15 protein-coding genes and 2 pseudogenes are annotated in these 21,469 nt (G+C 35.5%); 5 read left to right on the plus strand and 12 right to left on the minus strand.

The genetic code is table 11. The features are described from left to right. Nucleotides 1–77: 77 nt before the first annotated feature. The gene (locus AC6ER9_RS09425; protein ID WP_497074438.1) at nt 78–557 is read right to left on the minus strand and encodes a MaoC family dehydratase; all 480 of its coding nucleotides are present in this window, start codon (nt 555–557) and stop codon (nt 78–80) included. A 164-nt stretch (nt 558–721) separates the two neighbouring features. Here AC6ER9_RS09425 and AC6ER9_RS09430 point away from each other — a divergent pair, with 164 nt between their 5' ends. Next, nucleotides 722–2,056, plus strand: coding sequence for an NAD(P)H-dependent oxidoreductase (locus tag AC6ER9_RS09430; RefSeq protein ID WP_497074439.1), 1,335 nt, complete (start codon nt 722–724; stop codon nt 2,054–2,056). A 2,249-nt stretch (nt 2,057–4,305) separates the two neighbouring features. Here the strand turns inward: AC6ER9_RS09430 and AC6ER9_RS09435 are convergent. Together AC6ER9_RS09435 and AC6ER9_RS09440 are read right to left on the minus strand one after the other, a co-directional pair. Beyond that, nucleotides 4,306–4,665: a hypothetical protein gene (locus tag AC6ER9_RS09435; RefSeq protein WP_497074440.1), complete on the minus strand. Its 360-nt coding sequence runs from the start codon at nt 4,663–4,665 to the stop codon at nt 4,306–4,308. Nucleotides 4,666–5,708: 1,043 nt separating this feature from the next. Then, nucleotides 5,709–6,014: a hypothetical protein gene (locus tag AC6ER9_RS09440; protein WP_497074441.1), complete on the minus strand. Its 306-nt coding sequence runs from the start codon at nt 6,012–6,014 to the stop codon at nt 5,709–5,711. A 555-nt stretch (nt 6,015–6,569) separates the two neighbouring features. Here AC6ER9_RS09440 and AC6ER9_RS09445 point away from each other — a divergent pair. From AC6ER9_RS09445 to AC6ER9_RS09455, 3 genes are read left to right on the plus strand one after another with little or no spacing between them, the layout of a single operon-like run. Then, the gene (locus AC6ER9_RS09445) at nt 6,570–7,313 is read left to right on the plus strand and encodes a creatininase family protein (RefSeq protein ID WP_497074442.1); all 744 of its coding nucleotides are present in this window, start codon (nt 6,570–6,572) and stop codon (nt 7,311–7,313) included. A 21-nt stretch (nt 7,314–7,334) separates the two neighbouring features. Next, entirely contained in the window at nt 7,335–8,363 is a 1,029-nt protein-coding gene (locus AC6ER9_RS09450; RefSeq protein WP_497074443.1) for a CobW family GTP-binding protein, read from the plus strand. An 11-nt stretch (nt 8,364–8,374) separates the two neighbouring features. After that, nucleotides 8,375–9,346, plus strand: a complete 972-nt coding sequence (locus AC6ER9_RS09455) for a WD40 repeat domain-containing protein (RefSeq protein ID WP_497074444.1) — start codon at nt 8,375–8,377, stop codon at nt 9,344–9,346. 1,435 nt (nt 9,347–10,781) lie between these two features. On the opposite strand, the gene AC6ER9_RS09460 is transcribed toward AC6ER9_RS09455, so the two are convergent. The 6 genes and pseudogenes from AC6ER9_RS09460 to AC6ER9_RS09485 all read right to left on the minus strand — a co-directional run bounded on the left by AC6ER9_RS09460 (nt 10,782) and on the right by AC6ER9_RS09485 (nt 19,234). Further along, entirely contained in the window at nt 10,782–14,378 is a 3,597-nt protein-coding gene (locus tag AC6ER9_RS09460; RefSeq protein ID WP_497074445.1) for an autotransporter outer membrane beta-barrel domain-containing protein, read from the minus strand. Nucleotides 14,379–14,565: 187 nt separating this feature from the next. Continuing rightward, nucleotides 14,566–16,614, minus strand: a pseudogene (locus tag AC6ER9_RS09465) (autotransporter outer membrane beta-barrel domain-containing protein). Between the two features lie 32 nt (nt 16,615–16,646). After that, entirely contained in the window at nt 16,647–17,012 is a 366-nt protein-coding gene (locus tag AC6ER9_RS09470; RefSeq protein ID WP_497074446.1) for a hypothetical protein, read from the minus strand. Between the two features lie 337 nt (nt 17,013–17,349). Further along, entirely contained in the window at nt 17,350–18,084 is a 735-nt protein-coding gene (locus tag AC6ER9_RS09475; protein WP_497074447.1) for an autotransporter outer membrane beta-barrel domain-containing protein, read from the minus strand. Between the two features lie 642 nt (nt 18,085–18,726). After that, nucleotides 18,727–18,882 carry a hypothetical protein gene (locus AC6ER9_RS09480; RefSeq protein WP_497074448.1) on the minus strand — a complete coding sequence of 52 codons (156 nt, stop codon included), beginning with the start codon at nt 18,880–18,882 and terminating at the stop codon, nt 18,727–18,729. 79 nt (nt 18,883–18,961) lie between these two features. Next, entirely contained in the window at nt 18,962–19,234 is a 273-nt protein-coding gene (locus AC6ER9_RS09485; protein WP_497074449.1) for a hypothetical protein, read from the minus strand. A 194-nt stretch (nt 19,235–19,428) separates the two neighbouring features. On the opposite strand from AC6ER9_RS09485, the pseudogene AC6ER9_RS09490 reads away from it, so the two are divergent. Beyond that, a pseudogene (locus AC6ER9_RS09490) lies at nt 19,429–19,608 on the plus strand (Arm DNA-binding domain-containing protein); the annotation flags it as partial. Nucleotides 19,609–19,663: 55 nt separating this feature from the next. On the opposite strand, the gene AC6ER9_RS09495 reads toward AC6ER9_RS09490, so the two are convergent. The 3 genes from AC6ER9_RS09495 to AC6ER9_RS09505 are packed head-to-tail and all read right to left on the minus strand — an operon-like array spanning nt 19,664 to nt 20,648. Next, nucleotides 19,664–19,810, minus strand: a complete 147-nt coding sequence (locus tag AC6ER9_RS09495) for a hypothetical protein (RefSeq protein WP_497074450.1) — start codon at nt 19,808–19,810, stop codon at nt 19,664–19,666. Next, nucleotides 19,811–20,308 (minus strand): hypothetical protein, encoded by a 498-nt coding sequence (locus tag AC6ER9_RS09500; RefSeq protein WP_497074451.1) that lies wholly within the window; start codon nt 20,306–20,308, stop codon nt 19,811–19,813. Further along, nucleotides 20,292–20,648 (minus strand): hypothetical protein, encoded by a 357-nt coding sequence (locus tag AC6ER9_RS09505; RefSeq protein WP_497074452.1) that lies wholly within the window; start codon nt 20,646–20,648, stop codon nt 20,292–20,294. Before AC6ER9_RS09505 ends, AC6ER9_RS09500 begins: the two co-directional genes overlap by 17 nt. Between the last annotated feature and the right edge of the window lie 821 nt (nt 20,649–21,469).

Consider the following 21,469-nt stretch of genomic DNA (forward strand, 5'->3'; position numbering starts at 1 on the left):
TTCTTAATATTATTATCGATAAAAAATTCTCACAAAATTGTACGAAAATTCTCATCAAATAAAGCACTCAAACAATCTTAAGGATTGGAAAATCTTTCCCCCATCACAGCAACAACAAGCCATTGAGCCGTAAGGGCTGGTTTTTTTAAATCTTCCACTTCCACTGTAACTCCATAATGGAAAACGACGCGACCAGAGGGACGAATTTCTGCATCATCTAACACAAAACGTGCACGCACCCGCGCCCCTGTTTTTACAGGACTCATGAAACGCACTTTATCGAAACCATAATTAATCCCCATTGTAGCCCCTTCTAACTCTGGAAGAGCCTCATAAGCAAGCGTAGATAAAAGCGATAAGGTTAAAAATCCATGCGCAATTGTTCCCCCAAAAGGGGTCTTTTTAGCTCTTTCCTCATCAACATGTATCCATTGATGATCATCTGTAGCACATGCAAATTGATTAATCATATCCTGCGTAACAAGACGCCACGCCGATAATCCCATTTCTTTCCCAATAAAAGTGGTGACATCTTGTACGAATATTTTTTGCTGCATAAAGCTATTCCTATTTTATTTGATAAAAGCACCCACTCCCCTTGCTTTTATAAAAACCATTGATTAGAGCATCAAGAATAAAAGATTAATTGTCTTAAAAATAAATACACCTTATGAATTAAGAAAACTTTTTTAGCAGAATAGTTTTTAAATGGGAAAAAAAAATGGCAAGCAATGTAAACCTAACAGGTTTAGCATATGATTTGAAGCAACGTGCAGAAAACCATCCCCCCATCCGTATTGGGCTGATTGGGTGTGGTGAAATGGGCACAGATTTATTATCAAGTATTGCGCATATGGAGGGTATAACAGTCGCTGCTGTAGCCACGAGAACACCGTCACGTATTTTTGATGCTGCCACACTCGCCTATGGCGAAGAAGGACATGTCTGTAAGGTTGAAAATGCTCATGCCCTCTCACAAAGCATTGAAAAAGGTTTGATTGCAGCAACAGACGATATTGACCTTGTTTTACGCCATGAACAGATTGACATTATCGTTGATGCAACAGGCTATCCTGAAGCGGGAGCAGAAATTGGCTTAAAAGCACTTGAAAACAACAAACATCTTGTCATGATGAATGTTGAAGCCGATGTGACGATTGGCGCGTATCTGAAACATGAAGCAGAAAAACGAGGGCTTATTTATACCCTTGGTGCGGGTGATGAACCGACTTCCTGCATGGAGCTCATCGAGTTTGTTTCAGCTCTTGGGCATAAAATTGTTGCAGCAGGAAAAGGAAAAAATAACCCTCTTCTCTTTGATGCCACACCGGATGCTTACGAAGAAGAAGCACGCCGCCGTAATATGAATGTACGCATGTTGGTTGAATTTATTGATGGTTCCAAAACAATGGTTGAAATGGCAGCCATTGCCAATGCCACTGGACTTCTCCCCGATTGCCCAGGAATGCATGGACCACAAGCAGCGTTACAAGATTTAAACAAGGTCCTTATCCCAAAACGGGATGGTGGTATTTTAGAGCAATATGGTGTGGTGGACTATTCAATAGGACAAGGTGTTTCCCCAGGTGTCTTTGTTATTGCAGAAATAGCACACCCACGTTTACGTGAACGTATGGAAGATTTAAAAATTGGTCAAGGACCTTACTTTACCTTTCATCGCCCCTATCATCTCACAGCAATGGAAGTTCCCCTCACCTGTGCACGCATTATGCTCTATGGCAAAAAAGATATGGTTCCCCTTAACCATCCGGTAGTGGAAGTCTGTGCTGTTGCTAAAAAAGATTTATACCCAGGTGATCAGCTAGATTTTATCGGTCTTTATACATATCGCGCTTGGATCATGAATATTGCAGAAGCACGCGCTCACCACGCCATTCCATGTGGACTTTTAGAAAAAGCAACAGTAACTGCTGAAATTAAAAAAAATGAACTCATTACAATACATAATACAGCTATTCGCGAAGACCAATGGATTGCACGTCTTCGTGCCAAACAAGACCTCTTGCTTGATTGCCCTTCTCCTGCTCATGTATAAGCAACTCTTATCACCTTGAACAAGATCTCCACCTTCACGTAAAATAGAATACATTTACGCTGCCTATTCAGATACTGTTTTTAAAAAACATTTTTTAACACACATCCCCTTCATCTCACAACAGAACCTAGCAAATATTATGATGTAAACTTTTCCATAATATAGGACAAGATTAACGGTGTATGACGACCTTTACTTTATAAAGATACAAGCTGACATCATCATTTCATTTTCTAATTTGCAATGCCACGATAAGCTTTAACCCTTGAAATAATTTATGAAAAGCATTCCTACCCCTTCCTTAAAGGGCTTTTATCCACACATTAACTCAAGTTGTAATGTGCCAAAAAATAATTTTTCTTGCTTCAACATAATACAGATTTGAAATGAAGTAACTTTACGATATCCATATCTCTCATTCAACCAGAGAAATGATAAACTATTATTATAAACAATGTATTAGATTAAAATAAATCTATTGATTTATCAATATTGATCATTTTCCTTCTTGTGTTAGAGCAGCCGATACATAAATATTCATCGGTTGTATAATTGCTTTACAAGATAAAAAACATTAAAAAATATAAGATAGGTTCATTTATCAATAAAGCACCGTGACATATAAACGTACGCATCACAACACAAAATAAACAGTAGCCTTAAAAGTTGATAAAAAGAACGACCGTATTAATTATTTTGCGAAATCAACATAAGCTATAAGAGGAAGAATTAAGTTCTCCCCATAAAAGATTTTGAATTCTTATAGCACGAACCTAAAAACGATATTTTATGTTACCATTAAATCATTTGCTATCCAAGACAACATAAACTATCTTAAATATTCTTTTTCAAAAATCATATAATGAATAAGAAAAATCATCAAGGTCAGAGATATTTTCTACTATAATGTAGAGAGCATTCCTAAAAAAAACAGAAAACAGAACAATACATTTCCACGATGTAAAAAAGATATAAGGCCGCAATAAATTTTACAATACCAAGCCCATTCCAAAAAGTTAAAAATATAGAAGGCTTTTTAACTCTCACAAAATTGAACACACCCTCCCCATCAAATTTATGAGCAAGAGGTTTATCTACAGCCTCAATAACAACACTTTTTTCTCGTGTAGCCCAAATCTCTCTTCTTTGAGATTGATTTTCTACAAAACCTGCATGCCCCTCTACAATTTGTATAAAAAAAGAACAAACTGTATAAAAACAAATGAATGTATATAATTTTTAGATATTTTAAACATAGCTTTCCTTGCTCCTCTTTTTCTTCACTGAAAAAAATAAAAGAATATTTAAAATTAAAACCTATACATAAAAATAATATATATACTTAATCTCTGAGTGTAATATATTATTTATTAAATGTAAACACATAAAAAATAATATAATTTAAATTTGCAAACGAAACACTGATTCAGTCAAGATAAAAAAATAAGTCATGGAAAGTTTCTGAACAGCTCAGTTAAAAAATTTATTTAAAAATAAAATGGCTATAAAATCTCAGTAATACAATTGAGCTTAACCTCACATGATGAAAACTTATCAAAGTAAAATTTATGGCTATCCTCTATTCCATCAACATCACTCAAAATTTATAAGAAGATTTAAGCTCATCAAAAATATTTTTTATAATATAACAATTGATCATTGACCTATTAAATTAAAAGCCACATAGAAATATTTTTCCATTGCTATATCTTAAAATAATAAAATTATTTGACTTTTACATTGAAATAAAGATCAATAAACAATATCCCTTGAAAAAACATAGACGAGATCTCTTCTAAATGCTTTGAAATGCTAATATTTTTCAAAACAGCATAACATTTAAAACTGTCAACATAACAATAATGCTTATTGCTTATCTCAATCAGGAAAAAAGATGGAATATTGTTTAATTTATCTTTTATGCCCCCCGTAAAGAATGTCGATTAATAAAATTGGCAGCAAATAAAAACACCGCTCTAAAACACATTCATTCCCATAAATAAGCCTTAAAAGTCTATACTATTTTTCTATAAAACAGTTATAAGTTGTAAAAGAACCAACAAGAGCTCTATTTTCAAACAGAAAAGACGCTACCGAAATGGTTTTAACTTTTACTGATATATAAAGAAAAAATTCCCTAATATCTTAAAAAGGCTATCCCCCCCCCTACAGCATCAATCATCTCAAATATTGATTTTTTAAAAATAATAAAGTGAAATAAAAACGCATCGACAAAGTCGTTGAATCTTCTAATTAAATGTAAAGAGCATTTTTAAAAGAGAGATAGCACCCCCCATTATATCCCCAACACCTAAAGAAGAAACAACCGAGTAAATACCCATTGCTAGCCAAAAATCTGAACCTGAATACGCAGAAACCTTTTCTACTTTCCCAACAGCAACACCATCTTGTTCTTCAACGCCGTAAATAACAGCTCTATCCGCTCCCTTAATAACGACATTATTGTCCACTGTAGAAACAGTAACTGCCATTCTCTCTTGAAATTGGTTTTTTACAAAACTTGCATTCCCGTCTATAATTTGTGTAAAAAAAAGCATAAATAATGTGAAAATAAATGAACACACACGATTTTTAAATATTTTAAACATAGATTTTCATTTGCTCCTCTTTTTCTTCACTAAAAAAAGCGAAAGAATATTTAAATATATAAAAACCAAAAATTATATTTAATCATTAATATAATACATTATGGTATATTATATATGAGCTTATAAACAATATAATACATTGCGTACTGAATGTAAATATATAAAAATAATCTAAACTTTAAAAATAAATACTAATAATTTCAAAATAATAACAACAATATTATAAAAATTCTGAATGCTCTATTTAAGAAATTTTATTTTAAACTCAAATAACTATAAAATCTCAGTAATACAATTGAGCTTAACCTCACATGATGAAAATTTATCAAAGCAAAATTTATGGCTATCCTCTATTCCATGAACATCACTCAAAATTTATAAGAAGATTTAAGCTTATCAAAAATATTTTTTATAATATAACAATTGATCATTGACCTATTAAATTAAAAGCCACATAGAAATATTTTTCCATTGCTATATCTTAAAATAATAAAATTATTTGACTTTTACATTGAAATAAAGATCAATAAACAATATCCCTTGAAAAAACATAGACGAGATCTCTTCTAAATGCTCTGAAATGCTGATATTTCTCAAAACAGCATAACATTTAAAACTGTCAACATAACAATAATGCTTATTGCTTATCTCAATCAGGAAAAAAGATGGAATATTGTTTAATTTATCTTTTATGCCCCCCGTAAAGAATGTCGATTAATAAAATTGGCAGCAAATAAAAACACCGCTCTAAAACACATTCATTCCCATAAATAAGCCTTAAAAGTCTATACTATTTTTCTATAAAACAGTTATAAGTTGTAAAAGAACCAACAAGAGCTCTATTTTCAAACAGAAAAGACGCTACCGAAATGGTTTTAACTTTTACTGATATATAAAGAAAAAACTCCCTAATATCTTAAAAAAGGCTATTTATCCCATACAGCATGGAGTATTGAAAATTTTGATGTACAAAAATAAAAAAACACCCTTATAACATAAGCCAACCTATCAGGTTGAAAAAAACATTATAAGAAACACTAAAACTACTTAACACAAAATACAAAGAAAATTATAAAAAATGAGACGATTTCCCAAAATACTGAAAAACAACTTTCTTGCTTAACTTTCATAAAAGTTAACTTCTTTTTTTCTTCAATAGTATAGACTGCTGTCATATCTATATTTTTAGTAACGATATTTTTCTTTTTATTCGTTACAAATAATTCATTTTGAAATAGTTCAAAAGCATTCTTTACTTGATTGTCTATAAGTTGTGAAAAACAAAGAAAAAACGCTACAAAAATATATAAATAAATATTATTTTTAAATATTTTAAACACAATATTCATATTAACATATTTTTTAAATAAGAAAATAATAATTTATTTTCATAATAATAAACTATAACATATATTATAAATAATATTATTATCTATTCAATATAAATGCAAGTAAATTTTCTAAATAAAAAATTGAAATAAAAATCTGTGCTATCGTAGCCTTTGCAACAAAAAATACGTTGGTTATCCTCGCTCCATAGTAAAAAGAAGGATATATAGCTTCATCTAAAAATGCCTTTTTAAAACATAATAAAAAGTATTTTTTATTTCCTAATGGGAAGTCTTTAATCTTCTGAAATATTGACTTAATCAAAAAACAAAAAGACACGTCAAAGTACTTTACAAAAGATACCCCTCTTTAGAAGGAGTTCCCCATATTCTATCAAAAACTGTGTTCTCTTCTCTCAATAAAACCTTCACTATTTTTAATAAAGCTATCATCTTTAGAGTATCCCTATGTGATGTAAAAAATGCCTATTTGCGTTTCTCTTATAGATAGATTAAATAGTGACAGCACCTTTGATCACTTTGTCTGTATTTAATTTATCTTTTAGGCAGTAATTTATGGTATCCGATACGCCTTTTCTCGCTCTTTTACCTTTGGGCGCACACGAATATCACGGAAAACACCTTCCCTTTGAAACTGATTGGATTATTGCTGAAGCTTTTGCAAAAGCCCTCACACTACAAACAAAAGAGCAATATCATATCGCCCTTTTACCAGTTGAAAAGATTGGCTATTCTATAGAGCATATGGATGTTACAGGCACACAAAGCCTTAGTTTTTCTGAAGCGATTAATCGATGGATAAAAATTGGTGAAAATTGTTATCACAAAGGGATAAAGCGTCTTCTTCTTCTTAATGCTCACGGAGGCAATTCCCCTTTAATGAGCATTGTTGTCACCGAATTGCGAAGGCGCTTTTCCATGCTCGCAGTAGCAACAAGCTGGAGCCGTTTTGGTTTGCCACAAAATCTGATAGAACCTTCTCAACAGCATCTTGATATCCATGGCGGTTTTATCGAAACCTCTCTCATGCTTTATTTAGCCCCAGAAAAAGTTCATATGGAAAAGGCCGCAATTTTTTATAATAAACAAGCGGATATGATTGCTAATTATCGCTATTTACGCGCTTATGGTCCTCATGCCTTTGGCTGGACAATGCGTGATCTAAACACGCAAGGTGCTGCAGGAAACGCAAGCAAAGCAACAGCAAAAGCCGGTGAAGCAATCTTTTCTCACGTTCTGTCTCAGCTTCGTGATTTACTGGATGATATCAAGCGATTTAACATAAATACATGGCAATAAAGAATAATAAAAGGTCCCCTCATGGAAACGACACCTCCAAAAAAACTTCCTGTTACGGTTCTCACAGGCTATCTTGGTGCCGGAAAAACCACGCTTCTCAACCGCATTCTCAGTGAAAATCATGGCAAACGTTATGCCGTCATTGTCAATGAATTTGGTGAAATTGGCATTGATAATGACCTGATCATTGAATCCGATGAAGAAATTTATGAAATGAATAACGGCTGTGTTTGCTGCACTGTACGTGGTGATCTCATTCGCATTCTGGAAAGCCTAATGCAACGTTCTCATCGATTTGATGCGATTATTATAGAAACAACAGGACTGGCTGATCCCGTTCCAGTTGCCCAAACTTTTTTCATGGATGATACGGTCCATGAAAAAACAATGCTCGACAGTGTCATCGCGGTCGTTGATGCAAAACATTTACCCTCTCAACTAAAAACAAGTCGTGAAGTTGAAGAACAAATTGCCTTTGCAGATATCATTCTTTTAAATAAGGTTGATCTTATCACGGACCAAGAACGTGCCCATGCTGAATCTCTTATTCTGGCCATCAATCCTCGCGCTATACTCTATACAACACAGCGCACCAATATTTCTCTTGATAAACTCCTCAATCGTGGTTTTTTTGATCTCCAACAAACACTAGACCATGATCCTCATTTTCTTGATCATGGAGATACAGACCAACATGACGACCATGTGTGTGGTCCAGATTGCCATCATGACCATCATCACACATCTCCCATTCATGATATTACCATCACTTCTATAAGTTTAAAAACAGGTTCCCTTCAACCAGAAAAGTTTTTTCCTTGGATCCAACAAATTACGCAACAACAAGGACCTGATATCTTGCGTCTTAAAGGCATTATTGCCTTTCAAGGAGACGATGATCGTTATGTCATTCAAGGCATCCATATGCTTCTTGAGGGACAACATCAACGCCCATGGCGTGAAGATGAAAAACGAGAAAGCCGCCTTGTTTTTATCGGGCGCTCTCTTGATGCTAAAAAATTAAAAACTGGTTTTGAAAATTGTGCATAAAATGAGTGACAATGCCAAACATTATCCATTATGATCTCCAAAGTTACTGCCTTTCCTGCGGTTTTATAGGCAATAAACCAGCCTTTGTTTCTGTGGAAGGCTTGATTGTTTTTTTAACCCCTACCCCACAAACCGTTGAAGTTCACCAAGGAATAATTTCAAGCCATTTTTCCCATGACAATACCGCAATCATTACCGGTGGAGAAGACGGAAAGGTCTGTCAAACAACAGAAGGTGGTCACATAGAACTGCTCAGTCAAAAAGAACGCAAATGGATAAACAACGTTGCTTTTGGTCCCCAAAGAGCTTTTGCCTTTTCCTCCTCACGTCTTGCATTTGTGCATGTGGGCAAAGAATACCAAGAGCTTACACATGAACGCAGTGTAGAAGGTCTAGCATTTGCCCCAAAAGGTTTACGGCTTGCCGTTGCCCATTACAATGGGGTTACACTTCATTGGTTATCGACGCAAACATCTCCCACCACATTGGTATGGAAAGGCGCGCATTGTGGCGTTACCTTTTCACCAGACAACCGCTATGTCATTTCTACGATGCAAGAAAACGCCTTGCACGGCTGGCGTCTTACCGATCATCAACATTTACGGATGAGTGGCTATCCAAGCAAAGTCAAAAGCTGGTCTTGGAGTGCCAAAGGAAAATGGCTGGCAACATCAGGTGCCTCTGCGGCAATTGTTTGGCCCTTTCATACAAAAGACGGTCCCATGGGAAAAACACCCCTCGAACTTGGAACACGAGCAAATGCCCTTGTTAGCACCGTTTCATGCCATCCAAGCCAAGAAATTGTCGCCATAGGTTTCAGTGATGGAATGATTTTAGCGGCACATTTTCGTGATGGAAAAGAAGCCCTTCTGAAAGGGTATGGAAAAAGCGCTATCTCAGCACTCAATTGGGATCAAACAGGGCACAATCTCACCTTCGGCAGCGAAAATGGTGAATGTGGTATGATCAATATCACTGATTAAGCCAAGCACCAACAAGCACAGCCATCACCCATAAAAATACCCACGCAATCTTCCACGAAAACTTAGCCCCGCGTATCCCTAAAGCGCGTAGAAATTCCAAACACCCTCCCCCTCAAAAAATCCCAAAAAACTCTTCATATTCATCGAATATCATTAATTCTCCTCCCTTTAGACAAGAAAAGTCTTTAAACATATTTTGGGGTCTTGTAACATTGTTCCCTTCAGACAAGAATCCCCCCAAGACCGAACCACCCGATCGCTTATAAAGCCATCTCTCTTTATAATAACCTATGCCATAGGACTGCACGCACCCATAAAAGCACTTTTTTAAATTTCAGCAAAATAAAGCTTATATTATCATCTAAAAGGCTTTTTTATTTCTACGATTAGAAGAAGAAAACTCAATATTATTTTCCTCAATAAAATTTTTTGACCTCTGCTCCAAGCTTCAAAGAACAAAGCTCTCTACTAATCCTGATTGACAATCCAACTTCTTATCTAGACATATCAAATTGGTCTAAAAAGAGGTCAAATTGGTTTATAAAAAGTGCTCATTATTTTACTGCTCAAGTGAAAACGCTTAAAATCATAAAATGCTCTTATCTCAAATCTGTTTATACTGAACAAATCAAAAATATTTGTTTGCACATGACAAACAGGGGAAGCCCGTGTAGACAAAAAACATTTAGGAAAAGATTAAAAATACTTCTTAGAAACACTTTAGAATAATAAAGTCTACAGCAATATTGGAAGCTGGAAAATAGAGTAATGCTGCCTACTTATTACAGCAATGAAAACAGCAAATTATATCCTATCAAAACTCTTTTAACGTTTATCATTGGCAAAAAAGAAAAAATATCCCTAAAAACACGACAAAACATCCTTTACTTTTTATGATAATATGACCTCAAATTCTCTCGGCCTTTTCTAAAAAGATAAGCATTTATCTAAAATACCCAAGTAAACATCCTAAAAATAAAACAAATAATATGCATATTGACTGCTATAAACGTGAATACAGTTTATGTTTTCTGCTTATCTAAAACAAAATTTAGACGTTTGATCTACAAAAGTTAATAAAGAAACGAACAAAAATAATGATAACAACTCTCAAGAAAAAACACCTAAAAGCAATTCTCATCCTAATTTATGAACAAAACAATCATCAATACCGCCTCATTTGAAATGATTACACCACAAGCATTCAAGCTTCTCACATTCATAATGAAACCTGTCCTTATATCATAACATCAAAAATTTTAGAAAAATTCCCCATCACCTAAAAAAATATTTTAAGTATCTTTAATCTATAAATTAAAGAAATCATTTATTGTAACCTTGTATATCAAACAATTACTATATTAATGAGTTTTAATATATTAAAAAGGCAGAAAAATCGTCTGCCTTTTATATAAAAGCACACAGTAGATCTCTTTTAAAAAAGATGGCGCAATCCGGCAGAAAAACTCGCCCCAGAAAAACCAACTTTCTTAAGTCTATGTTGATAAGTAACATCCCCTTGAAGGAAAAGTTTTGATGAGAGACGCGCATTAAATCCAAGCCCTACTTCCAAAGAAGAACCAAAAGCACCTAACTGGAAATCATTTTTAAAAGAAACAAATTGCTTATCTTCAAAACTATGCAAATAAAAAAGCTTACTATAAAAAGAAACCTTACGTCCCTCTTCCAAAACACCTAGCGTCTTGCTTAAACGCCCACCAATACGCCCCACCCACTGATGAAATTTTCCTAAATCAACATCAATATTATCAACATCATACGCCTGATGAAACTGAAGATGCTGATAAACAACCTGAACCTGTGGATCAAATACAACACCTTTAGAGCCTATTGAAAACGTTTTGCCACTCGTTAAAGAACCACTAAACTGCTTTCCCTTTAATGCCAAAACTTTGCCCCGTGCAAGCGTCAAAACATCTCCTCTAAACAGACCATACGATAATATCCCATCCATATAAAGACCCGTATCATGCTGCAAACTTCCATAAGCAGCAACAGACCATTTATCAAATGAACTCTTTTTACTATGTTCAACATCTTGAGGATGCAGAGAAAAGATTCCATAATTTCCCAAAACCCCAAACAATGTACGACTGTATAAATTCTCAATCTTGTTTAACAAAACACCAGCCTCCAACGCCGTATAATCGGATTCAGCGCCATAGCCATATTCAACAGCGGATAAATTGGAAGTATAATGATGGCTACCCCCATAAGCATGCAGAAAAAAGGCTGTGTTTTTCTCATCTTTTCCAGAGGAATAAAAAGTATTCCGCATTGTCTCCAACTTCTTATTGTGCGCGGCCATCTCCATCAAACCCGTATGGAATAAAGTATTGGGTAAAAGAAGATATGTTGGCAATTGAGGAACAACAGCTCTCATTCCTTGTTCAGGCTGAACATCAAACGGCATAGGAAGATTAGATGAAGCATCCAAAGGGTCAGAGGACGTAGAAGGCTGTGGTTCAACTTGTGCAGAAGGAGGAGCAACAGAATCCGTAGATGAAGGAGATATAGGAACAGACAGCTCAGAGGGCAGAGTCTCATCAGAAGAAGTTTCAACTGGAACAGCAGGCATAGGTTGCTCAGCAGAAGAATTCTCTGGAATCGTTGGTACAGAAGGAATCTCAGACGGAACAGGTTGTGAAGGAGTAAGCGTAGAATCCGTGAGGGTAGATGTTTCAGACGATTCAGATTCTTCCGGCAAAGAAGATGTAGAGGGTATAAGCGCAGGTCCAACAGAAGATTGTTCAGGCGAAATAGTCTCTGTTGGTTGCTCAGAAGGGATCATTTCTGCTTCGGATACAGAATCCGTAGATGAAGGAGATACAGGAACAGACAGCTCAGAGGGAAGAGTCTCATCAGAAGAAGTTTCAACTGGAACAGCAGGCATAGGTTGCTCAGTAGAAGAATTCTCTGGAACAGTTGGTACAGAAGGAATCTCAGACGGAACAGGTTGAGAAGGAGTAAGCGTAGAATCCGTGAAGGTAGATGCTTCAGAAGGTTCAGATTCTTCCGGCAAAGAAAATGTAGAGGGTATAAGCGCAGGCCCAACAGAAGATTGTTCAGACGAAATAGTCTCTGTTGGTTGTTCAGAAGGTATCGTTTCTGCTTCAGAAGAGGATAGAATTGTAGACATCGGCTTAGAAGCAGATTCAGAAGAATCTAACTCAGGATCAATATAAACACTTTCGAGACGAAAATCCCAAAAATCTCCTTCCCCTGCAACCAATCTATTCTTTGGATCTGCTTTCCCAGAAGAAGAACCTGGACCATAACCGCGAAGTTTATATTGATAAGGTAAACCGTCTATTGTAACATAATTATTGTTTAATTTAAAAGAATCTTCTTTTGCTTTCCCAGAAACCTGAACAAGTGAAATGCTATTGCTTCCTTCATCGTCTGCTTTCTCTTCTGAAGTTTTGGAAAAGTTTTGCATCACGAGCAGTGTAGTGCCGTAAACATCGCCATCGATCAAAATGCGATCGGTTTTTTGACAATCAAATAAGCCATCATTATTTACAAACGCACACATCTTAATCTGTACATTACCCTCCGCTCTGTATACCTTCTGGTGTGCGAAGGGCCCGATGCGCAATGTTTGATAACCACTGGATACATCTCGTTTGAAAACAAGAGTACTATCAGAAAGACTCACAGATGAAATAGAGGAATCTATAAAATCGAAATCTTGTAAATCTTCATGTTTTCTTTTTGTTAAAAACCATGTTGAGCCATGCTCTAACTGTAAAGTAGCCTTAGCCGTATCCCCTATACGGATACCTCCTTCAAGTGAAGAAGAGTGAGCTTTAATAGATATAAAAGAGTTATTTTCAGCTTTTAATAATAAATCACCAGAAATCGTTGTTCCTTCTGATAACTCAAGAGAACCGCTAGCTCCAAAACCGTCTTGCCCAGTAGCATAAATAGCCGTACCATCTGGAACTGTGAAAGTTGTCTTTTTTAAACGAACAGACGCCATTTCCGTAGTAGTTCTTGTCGGTTCTAAAATACTTGTATGTCCGGAATATGTCGCCACTGTGTTTGGATCTAATAGATTAAAATATAGACCATAAGCCTCCTTTCCCTGCACAGAAATATTTGAGCGCTCAATCTTAATGTCTGTATTCTTTAAAGTACCTGATAGATCTTGCTCTTGAAGAAGCTGATCTTTATTATTTAGATAACCTGAAAAATTTTTAATCAAGAAGCCATGCATATCCGTAAGCTGAAGAGAACTATTCCTCAAATGAACCTCACCACCTTGAAACACCTCAAAAGCTTCTGGTAATGGACTCGCAGCTCCCCCCTCAACGACAACAGTCTCTTTTTTTCCTTCTCCTTTAACCGTAAGGTTATCGAGAAGATATTTTCCCCCGAACTTTGTTGAAAATAAGCTTCCCTCTTGAGAAGTAACTGTACTACCTGCTATCCTAACATATGCATTTAATTCACTAACAAAACCGATCTTTTTTGTCTGCAAATTATCTGGCTCAATCTCAACATTTACCCGAACTAAAGCAACATCTGCCTTTTCCCCCGACGCATAAACAATATGCCCTCTCCCCTTAATCGATCCGTCTGTCATACTAACAACGGCATCCTGAACACGAAAACCGGATACGCCTGTAAAGTTTGAATTCTTTAGAACAAGCTTTGCCCCATCCTTTACATATGCACCATATGTAAATATTTGATCTATGTTATCACTCGTAACAGTATTATCACCTATAACAGTTATCTGAGAAGCATCCACAACAGTTCCTGTTGTTTCTAGAGATATAGCTGCACGAGGCGTAGTACTAGGAGAGCTATCTTGAGAAATTTTTAAATGATAAGTTTTATCTTGAAGCGTGTGCTTTTTACCATCATTACATATATAAAAACTCTCTGTTTCATCACAGAGAGCTTCAGAATTATTAGGATTTGCATTAATATTCGTGGTTGGTAAAAAAGAAACTATAGCCGTTGTAACAAATAAAAATCTATAATCTTTCAATATATTAACCATGGCATTACCAATTTTCCCTTCTCCCCCCTCACTAAAACAGAAAACACTTACAATAATGCTAAATTAAACATACAGATAATATGAAGTAATAAATCTTTAATATTTACTTATATTTCATACAATATTTTATAGTTTATGTAAAATACTTTGTAATTTATGTAAAAACTACCTTATATTTCATAAGCGCTTAAAAATGGTAGCGAAGGTCACCAGAAAAGTTTATTCCAGAAAAACCAGCCTTATTAAGTTTATGCTGATAGACAAAACCCTCATGCAGAGAAAAGTGTGGAGACAATTTTGCATTAAAACCTAATCTAATTTCCAAAGAAGAACCAAAGGCACCTAACTGGAAATCATTTTTAAAATAAACAAATTGCTTATCTTCAAAACTATGCAAATAAAAAATCTTACTATAAAAAGAAACCTCACGTCCCTCTTCCAAAACACCTAGCGTCTTGCTTAAACGCCCACCAACACGCCCCACCCATTGATGAAATTTTCCTAAATCAACATCAATATTATCAATATCATACGCCTGATGAAACTGAAGATGCTGATAAACAACCTGAACCTATGGATCAAAAACAAATCCCTTATGTACTGTTTCAAATGATTTCCCTACAACCAATGAAGCACTCAAAGGTGTTCCCTTCAATGTTGCTGTTTTACCTCGCTCACGTGTGAGAACATCTCCTTTAAATAAGCCATAGGAAAGAAGGCTATCGACATAAAAGCCTGTATCATGCTGCATACTGCCATAGGCTGTCATAGACCATTTATCAAAGGCACTCTTTTTGCTTTCTTCAACATCTTGAGGCTGTAGAGAAATTTTTCCATAGTTCCCCATTATTCCAAAGCTCAAAGTATGATGTGTATCCACAATCGTATTAAGCAACACACCAGCCTTTATAGCGTTATAATTCAAATTACCCCCATAGCCATATTCAAGCGTAGACAGATCAGAAACATAATGATAATTTCCACCGTAACCTTGCGCAAAAAGTGCAAGATTTTTATCATTTTCTCCCAAAGTTCCAGTAGTACTACGCAATGTTTCCAGCTGTTTATTGTGATTATTCATATCCATCAAGCCAACCTGAAACAAAGTATTCGGCAACAATAGATATGTTGGAACTTGTGGAACAACAGCTTTAACACCTTCTTCAGAATAATGAGCAGTATCATGACCCGCTAAAACATTAGCATGAGGAACCTGAGAACTTAAAGAACGAGAGGCGCGAGAACGAGAGACAACTTTCTTCGCTTTTAAAAGGCCCTCGACATGTTCAGCTTCAAGTCGGTAATCCCAAAAGTCGCCACTATACTCTACCGATGTTCCTTTAGCTAATTTGTTTTCACTTTTTGCTTTTCCATGAGAAAACGTTGGACTATAAGCACGGAGACTGTATCGATAAGGTATCCCTCTTAAAGCGACATACGTAGTTGCCAGTTTAAAAGAATCTTCCGCTGCCTTTCCATAAACCCGTACAATTGAAGTACTGTTACTATTATTATTTTGCTCATTTTTTCCACCGTTCTTTTTCTTCCATGAAACGACAGCAGGGTTTATAATGTGCACCTTGGTTTTTCCATACACATCACCATAGATCACAAGTTGATCAGCTTTTATATTTTTGTTTTCACCATTTGCAACAATATGTGCATTAACAAGAAGGCGTACATCCCCTCCCGCAACATAAGCATAATCTAAGCCATTATCATCACTCAAGCTGCCAATGTGAAGGGTCTGATAATGACCACCTCTTGGTTGCTTAAAGAAAATTGAACTATCAATAACCCTTACAAAGAAAACTGATGAATCATACTCCTTATCAGTTTTCCCTGATGTCACTGTCCAAGGTGTCACTGTCCATCGCGATTGATTAGATAACTCAACTTCAGCATAAGAGCCTTTCTCAACCCGTGCTCCCCCTCTCAAAAAAGACCCATTAGCATCAAGCGCAACAAATGAATTACTTTTAACATCTAATAACAAATCTGCAAAGATTTTTGAGTTTTCAAAAGAAACCAGAGACATGAGATTATCCTCCAACTTAAGTGATCTTTCTTGAAAAACCGGCTCTGCACTTTCAATCACTATACCATGAACATCTGTAACATTAACATGGCCATGATCAACGTAGAGAAAACCGCCCTGCTTCACACCAAACACAGATTGAGATATCTTACCACTATTATCTTTTTTCTTTTCACCATTTCCTTTAACAGACAGCATCTTAAAAGAACAGTTCTCGCCTTTTAACACAATCACGGCTGATGCAATCTTCTCAGAGTTATTAAATTCCAAAGTCCCACTCTTTTGTGAAGAAGTCGTTTTTTCTCACCTTTTCCCAGTTCAATAGCTGTATTATTAGATTGGGATATAGAACCAAGATTCTTAGCACTTGCATCCAATTCTGGTACATATACTTGATCGTTCATTTTTAATTGATCGCTCTGTTTGAAAGTCTCAATTTTATCAACAACATCACATGGATAGACTTTTAAAAGAGAATTACACGAAGGTTTTTCTTGTGTATTATCCTTTGCATTTACATCTATATTATGCGCAAAAAGTAAAACAGAGCTCGTAAGAGCACACAAACATACATGGCGCTTCAATACATTAATCATAATTTATTCTAAACTTTTCTTGTTTTATCTTCATCGAGAACTGAAAAGACACATCTGGCGCATCTACAGGTTGTTACTATTATGTATTATTCGCGTAGATTGTTTTTGTATTATATGTAAAGCATAGGAACAGAAAAACAATACAACAAAGTCTCTATTTGTGCTTATTGCTCGCACAAAGGATGTATTAAAGAAAAATGCAATTAAAAATGATAGCTTAATCCACCAGAAAAATACGTTCCAGAAAAGCCAGACTTTGTAAATTTATGCTAATAAATTAGATCGCTATAAAAAGTAATTTTTACAGATAATTGCGAATAAACACCAATTCCAGCTTCTAAAGAAGAGCCCAAAAAACAAGCTGGAAAGCATTTTTAAAATACACAAATTGTTTATCATTAAAACTACGAATGAAATAAAACTTACCATAGAATGAAAGAAGCTGTGCCTCTTTCATAAAGGTCAGTGTTTTGGTTAAATGTCCACCAACACGCACTCCCCAATAATCCAACCTTTGCATATCAATATTAAAATTATCAATATCACGAATCTTATGAAACTGGAGATTTTGATAAACAAATTGGACCTGCGGTTCAAAAATAAAACCTCGACAACCTACTATAAATATCTTGCCAGCCGTTAAGGAAAAATTTAAGGGCTTTCCTCTTAATGCAGCCGTTTTACCTCGCTCTGTTATCAGAATATTTCTAAACAGACCATAAGAGAAGAGACTATCCATATAAAGACCCGTATCATGCTGCATGCCGCCATATACTGTAAGGGACCATTTATCAAATATAATTTCTTGACGTTGTTTCACCTCTCGAGATCGCAAAGAAAGTTTGGCATAACTTCCTATAATCCCAAAGAATGTTGTACTGTATGCAGTTTCAATTTTTTTGAATAAAGTACCTGCCTCTAGTGCATTATAATCAAGGTCACCTCCAGATCCATATTCAAGTGAAGACAAATGTGAAATATAATAATGATATCCACCGTAACCGTGCAAAAATAAAACGGGATTTTCATTGTTTTTCAGCAACAAATGAGAAAAAGTTCGCAGTGTTTGCATCTACTCATTTTGATTACTGATATCCATCAACCCAGTATGAAATAAGGTATTTAGCACAAGAATATAGGTAAAAAACTGTGGAGCAGAAGAAACTCAAAAACAGGGGATGTAACAGGTCAATCAGATGCAGGAGGAATAACAACAGAAGGAGTATAAGAAACAGGTGGAGGAACAAATAGACCGGACGCAGAGGGAACAACAGAAGAAGTAGGAGGCACAGATGGTGAGGCAAAAGAGCAAATGTCGGCACAACTGGATGAGATTTAAGAATAGTAAGTCTAACAGGTGTAAGAGAGGATGGAGAAGAAACAAGAAGTGAATTTTGAACATCCCGCATAAAAACATTAGGAGTATCCAATGTGAGCAGAAAAAGAGCATCAGATGAATCTAAAGGAGAAGAAGAACTTGATTCCTGAGTTTTTTCTCTAAAGTTAGAATCAATAGACTTTCCCTTATCTCCAGTAATATGAGGATGAGTTTTAGAAAAAGAAGGATGTTCATCAAAAGTAGGAGAAACAACATCAATAACAGGAACAACTTTAGTGGACTCAAAAGAGAAAAGATCAACGAACTAACTTTCGAGGCTAAAATCCCAAAATATTCCAGTATTTTTAGCACTCTTTGATTGGCGTATGCCAGCTCCTAAAACAGAGCTTGGACCATAGCTCTTAAGACGATACAGATAGGGAGAGTCATTAAGTATAACATATCCCCCCCCTTTAACTGTAAAGAATCTTCAGAGACTTGTCCATAAACCTGAACAATAGAAATCCCCTGATTATTACCGCCCTCTCCCATCAATGCTCCTAGATTTCCAAGAACCCTATAGACATGAATTGTTATTTTTCCTTCAAGATCACCATTGATTAAAAGTCGATCAGTTTTTTTGCGCTTTATAGACAGTTCTTAATCCTTTTCCGATAAGAAGTATCTGATAAACATCTGTTGTTTTGGACTTTAATTCTTCAAAAATAAGAGAACTATCTATAAATTCGACCAATGAAATAGAAGAATAATCTTTTAACATAGAACCAAAAATAGCAGAATTTGGTAATTGTCCGTATTTTGATCGCGATAAAATCCACTTTGAATCATTTTTTAACGCTATCTTGGCTGTCAAACTTTCATCTACATATGCGCTTTCTTGCAAGTCAATATATTGATTTATAATAATATAACATTATTCATGTTGAATGAGACCCTCGAATATCGTAAGATTCTCTCATTTCAAATCTGTTTATTTTGAATCCATCAAAACCATTCGTCTGCACGTTACAAGCGGGATGAGTGTGTGGATAAAAACTCTTAAGAAAGGACTAAAAAGGCTCTTATGAAGAGTCTTATGTGCCAAGGGATGATCCGCAGGGAGCTGGTAAAGTGGGAGATGGTGCCGGCTTGCTTCTTCACAAACGTAGAGATGGAGGTGCTCAATGGATTTACCGTTATACTATTCACGAGCACCGTCGCGAAATGGGTTTGGGTGCCTTAAGAGATGTCTCTTCAAAACAAACCCGTGAATTGGCAAGGTAGAAGCATCAGCTTCAATCTTAATATTGAAACGTTCAATAGCTTTCAGGAGTCAATCGCCAGAAACTGTTGAATTTTGTAAGAGATTAACAATGCTTTTGAATTGGCGACTATAAATAGCCGTACTTTCTGGAACCATAAAGGTTTTCTTGGTTAAATAGACAGCCCCTTTTTCCAAGTATAATTGTTTTTTTATCATTCAAAAAAGCTTGCCAAAAAAGTGCATGCCATGAAATGCATTCCCTCTCACAAAAACATTAGAATATTTGATATGCGCAGCATTATGATTATTTTCCTGCACTACAATGCCATGAGTATGGTTAACATTAACGTTGCCCTTATGGAAATTAATCATACCTTTCCCCTGAAGCATATTAAAAGCAGAAGCTTCACGATGTATATTTATCGCCTTTTTTCCCTTTTTGGTAATAGAAACACCCGCTAAATTAATTTTTTTACCTCCTCCTATTTGGACACCAATACCATCAGTAAAGTCAATTTTTTCTTCTTTTATAGACGTTTTGGCTCCATTATGACTCACAAGACCTCTCGCATCAGCCGGTATCCTAATCTCTGTTTTGGCCAAAAAAACAAACGACTTCTCACTCGAAACGCTAATCCCCACTCTGGTTGCTTTAATTACCCCTTCCTGTACCTCAAAGGCACCATCCTCATCAATATCAGCCCCTATCGACACGTCTGTTTAACATGGAAGCAAAGAGAAAAACGCCTCCTCCTTTGGAGGCCTTTACACCTGTTATCCAAGCACCTTTTTCTAAATGGCCATTTGTATTCGAAACACCGTTAATGATTATAACCTTTCCTTCAACGGCTGTATCTTCTCCTGATACTTCTAAAGCTGCATCCAAACTTTTACCCGTGAGTTGATAAGTTTTTTGGGAAATTTCATGTATTTTACCATCATTATAATGATAAAATACAGCACTTTCGTTACAGGAATATCGCTTCTTCTGAAAAGAAACTTCACCGGCATCAGCATGGTTTACAAAGAAAAAGTAACTGTTGTAAAATGACATAAAGAGAGATGATTTTTAAGCATAATTTTCTACCAACTTTCTTCCCCTTCTCTAAAAACAAGAAAATACGCCTTCCGTTTAATAAAGTTGATTGCATGCATTAAAGTACATTTGGTATTTTAAATATCCACTATAACGCTCGTGTAAAGCTAAAATCTAAAAATATCACAACTTAAGATTGTTCTTTTATAAAAACACGTAAAATAGGGATAATAAATCCCCCACCCCCAAAGTCGTAATCTTAAGAGAATTTATAAATTTATACGAAAGGAAATGACATATCACCTCACACTTTATGTTCATCGCGTTCTTTAATAGAGGCATAACCATCACATAAAACAAAACATCCCAAACACAATATCCGTATATTATCAATATACGGACTTATTTTAAAGACCCCCTTAAACGCATCGAAACTCGTTTCGCGATAGCGCTCCCGTAAAGGATATAATGATAAATTCAAAATTCATTGAACATCCCATCTTTATACACATGCATAAGCAAACCGGCACCATCTCCCACTTTGCCAGCCCACAAATGTGACAACAGCCCTTAGCACTTGAGACGCTTCATAAAAAGGAATTTTGACTCCTTTCTTATCCAGTTTTTATCTACATGGATCTCCTCACTTTTAACGTGTAAATGAATGGTTTTGATTAATTCAACGTAGAACAGTTTTGAAATGAGAGGATCTCACGATATTTCGTATTTCTCATTCAATATAAAAAAACAACATAAAAGACAAAGACTGGAAACTACAAAGCCTTATCTCCTCTCTCAAAAAGAAGAAAACATACTCATACAAAAAACATTTTTTAAAA

The organism is Bartonella sp. SL317, from assembly GCF_059687655.1.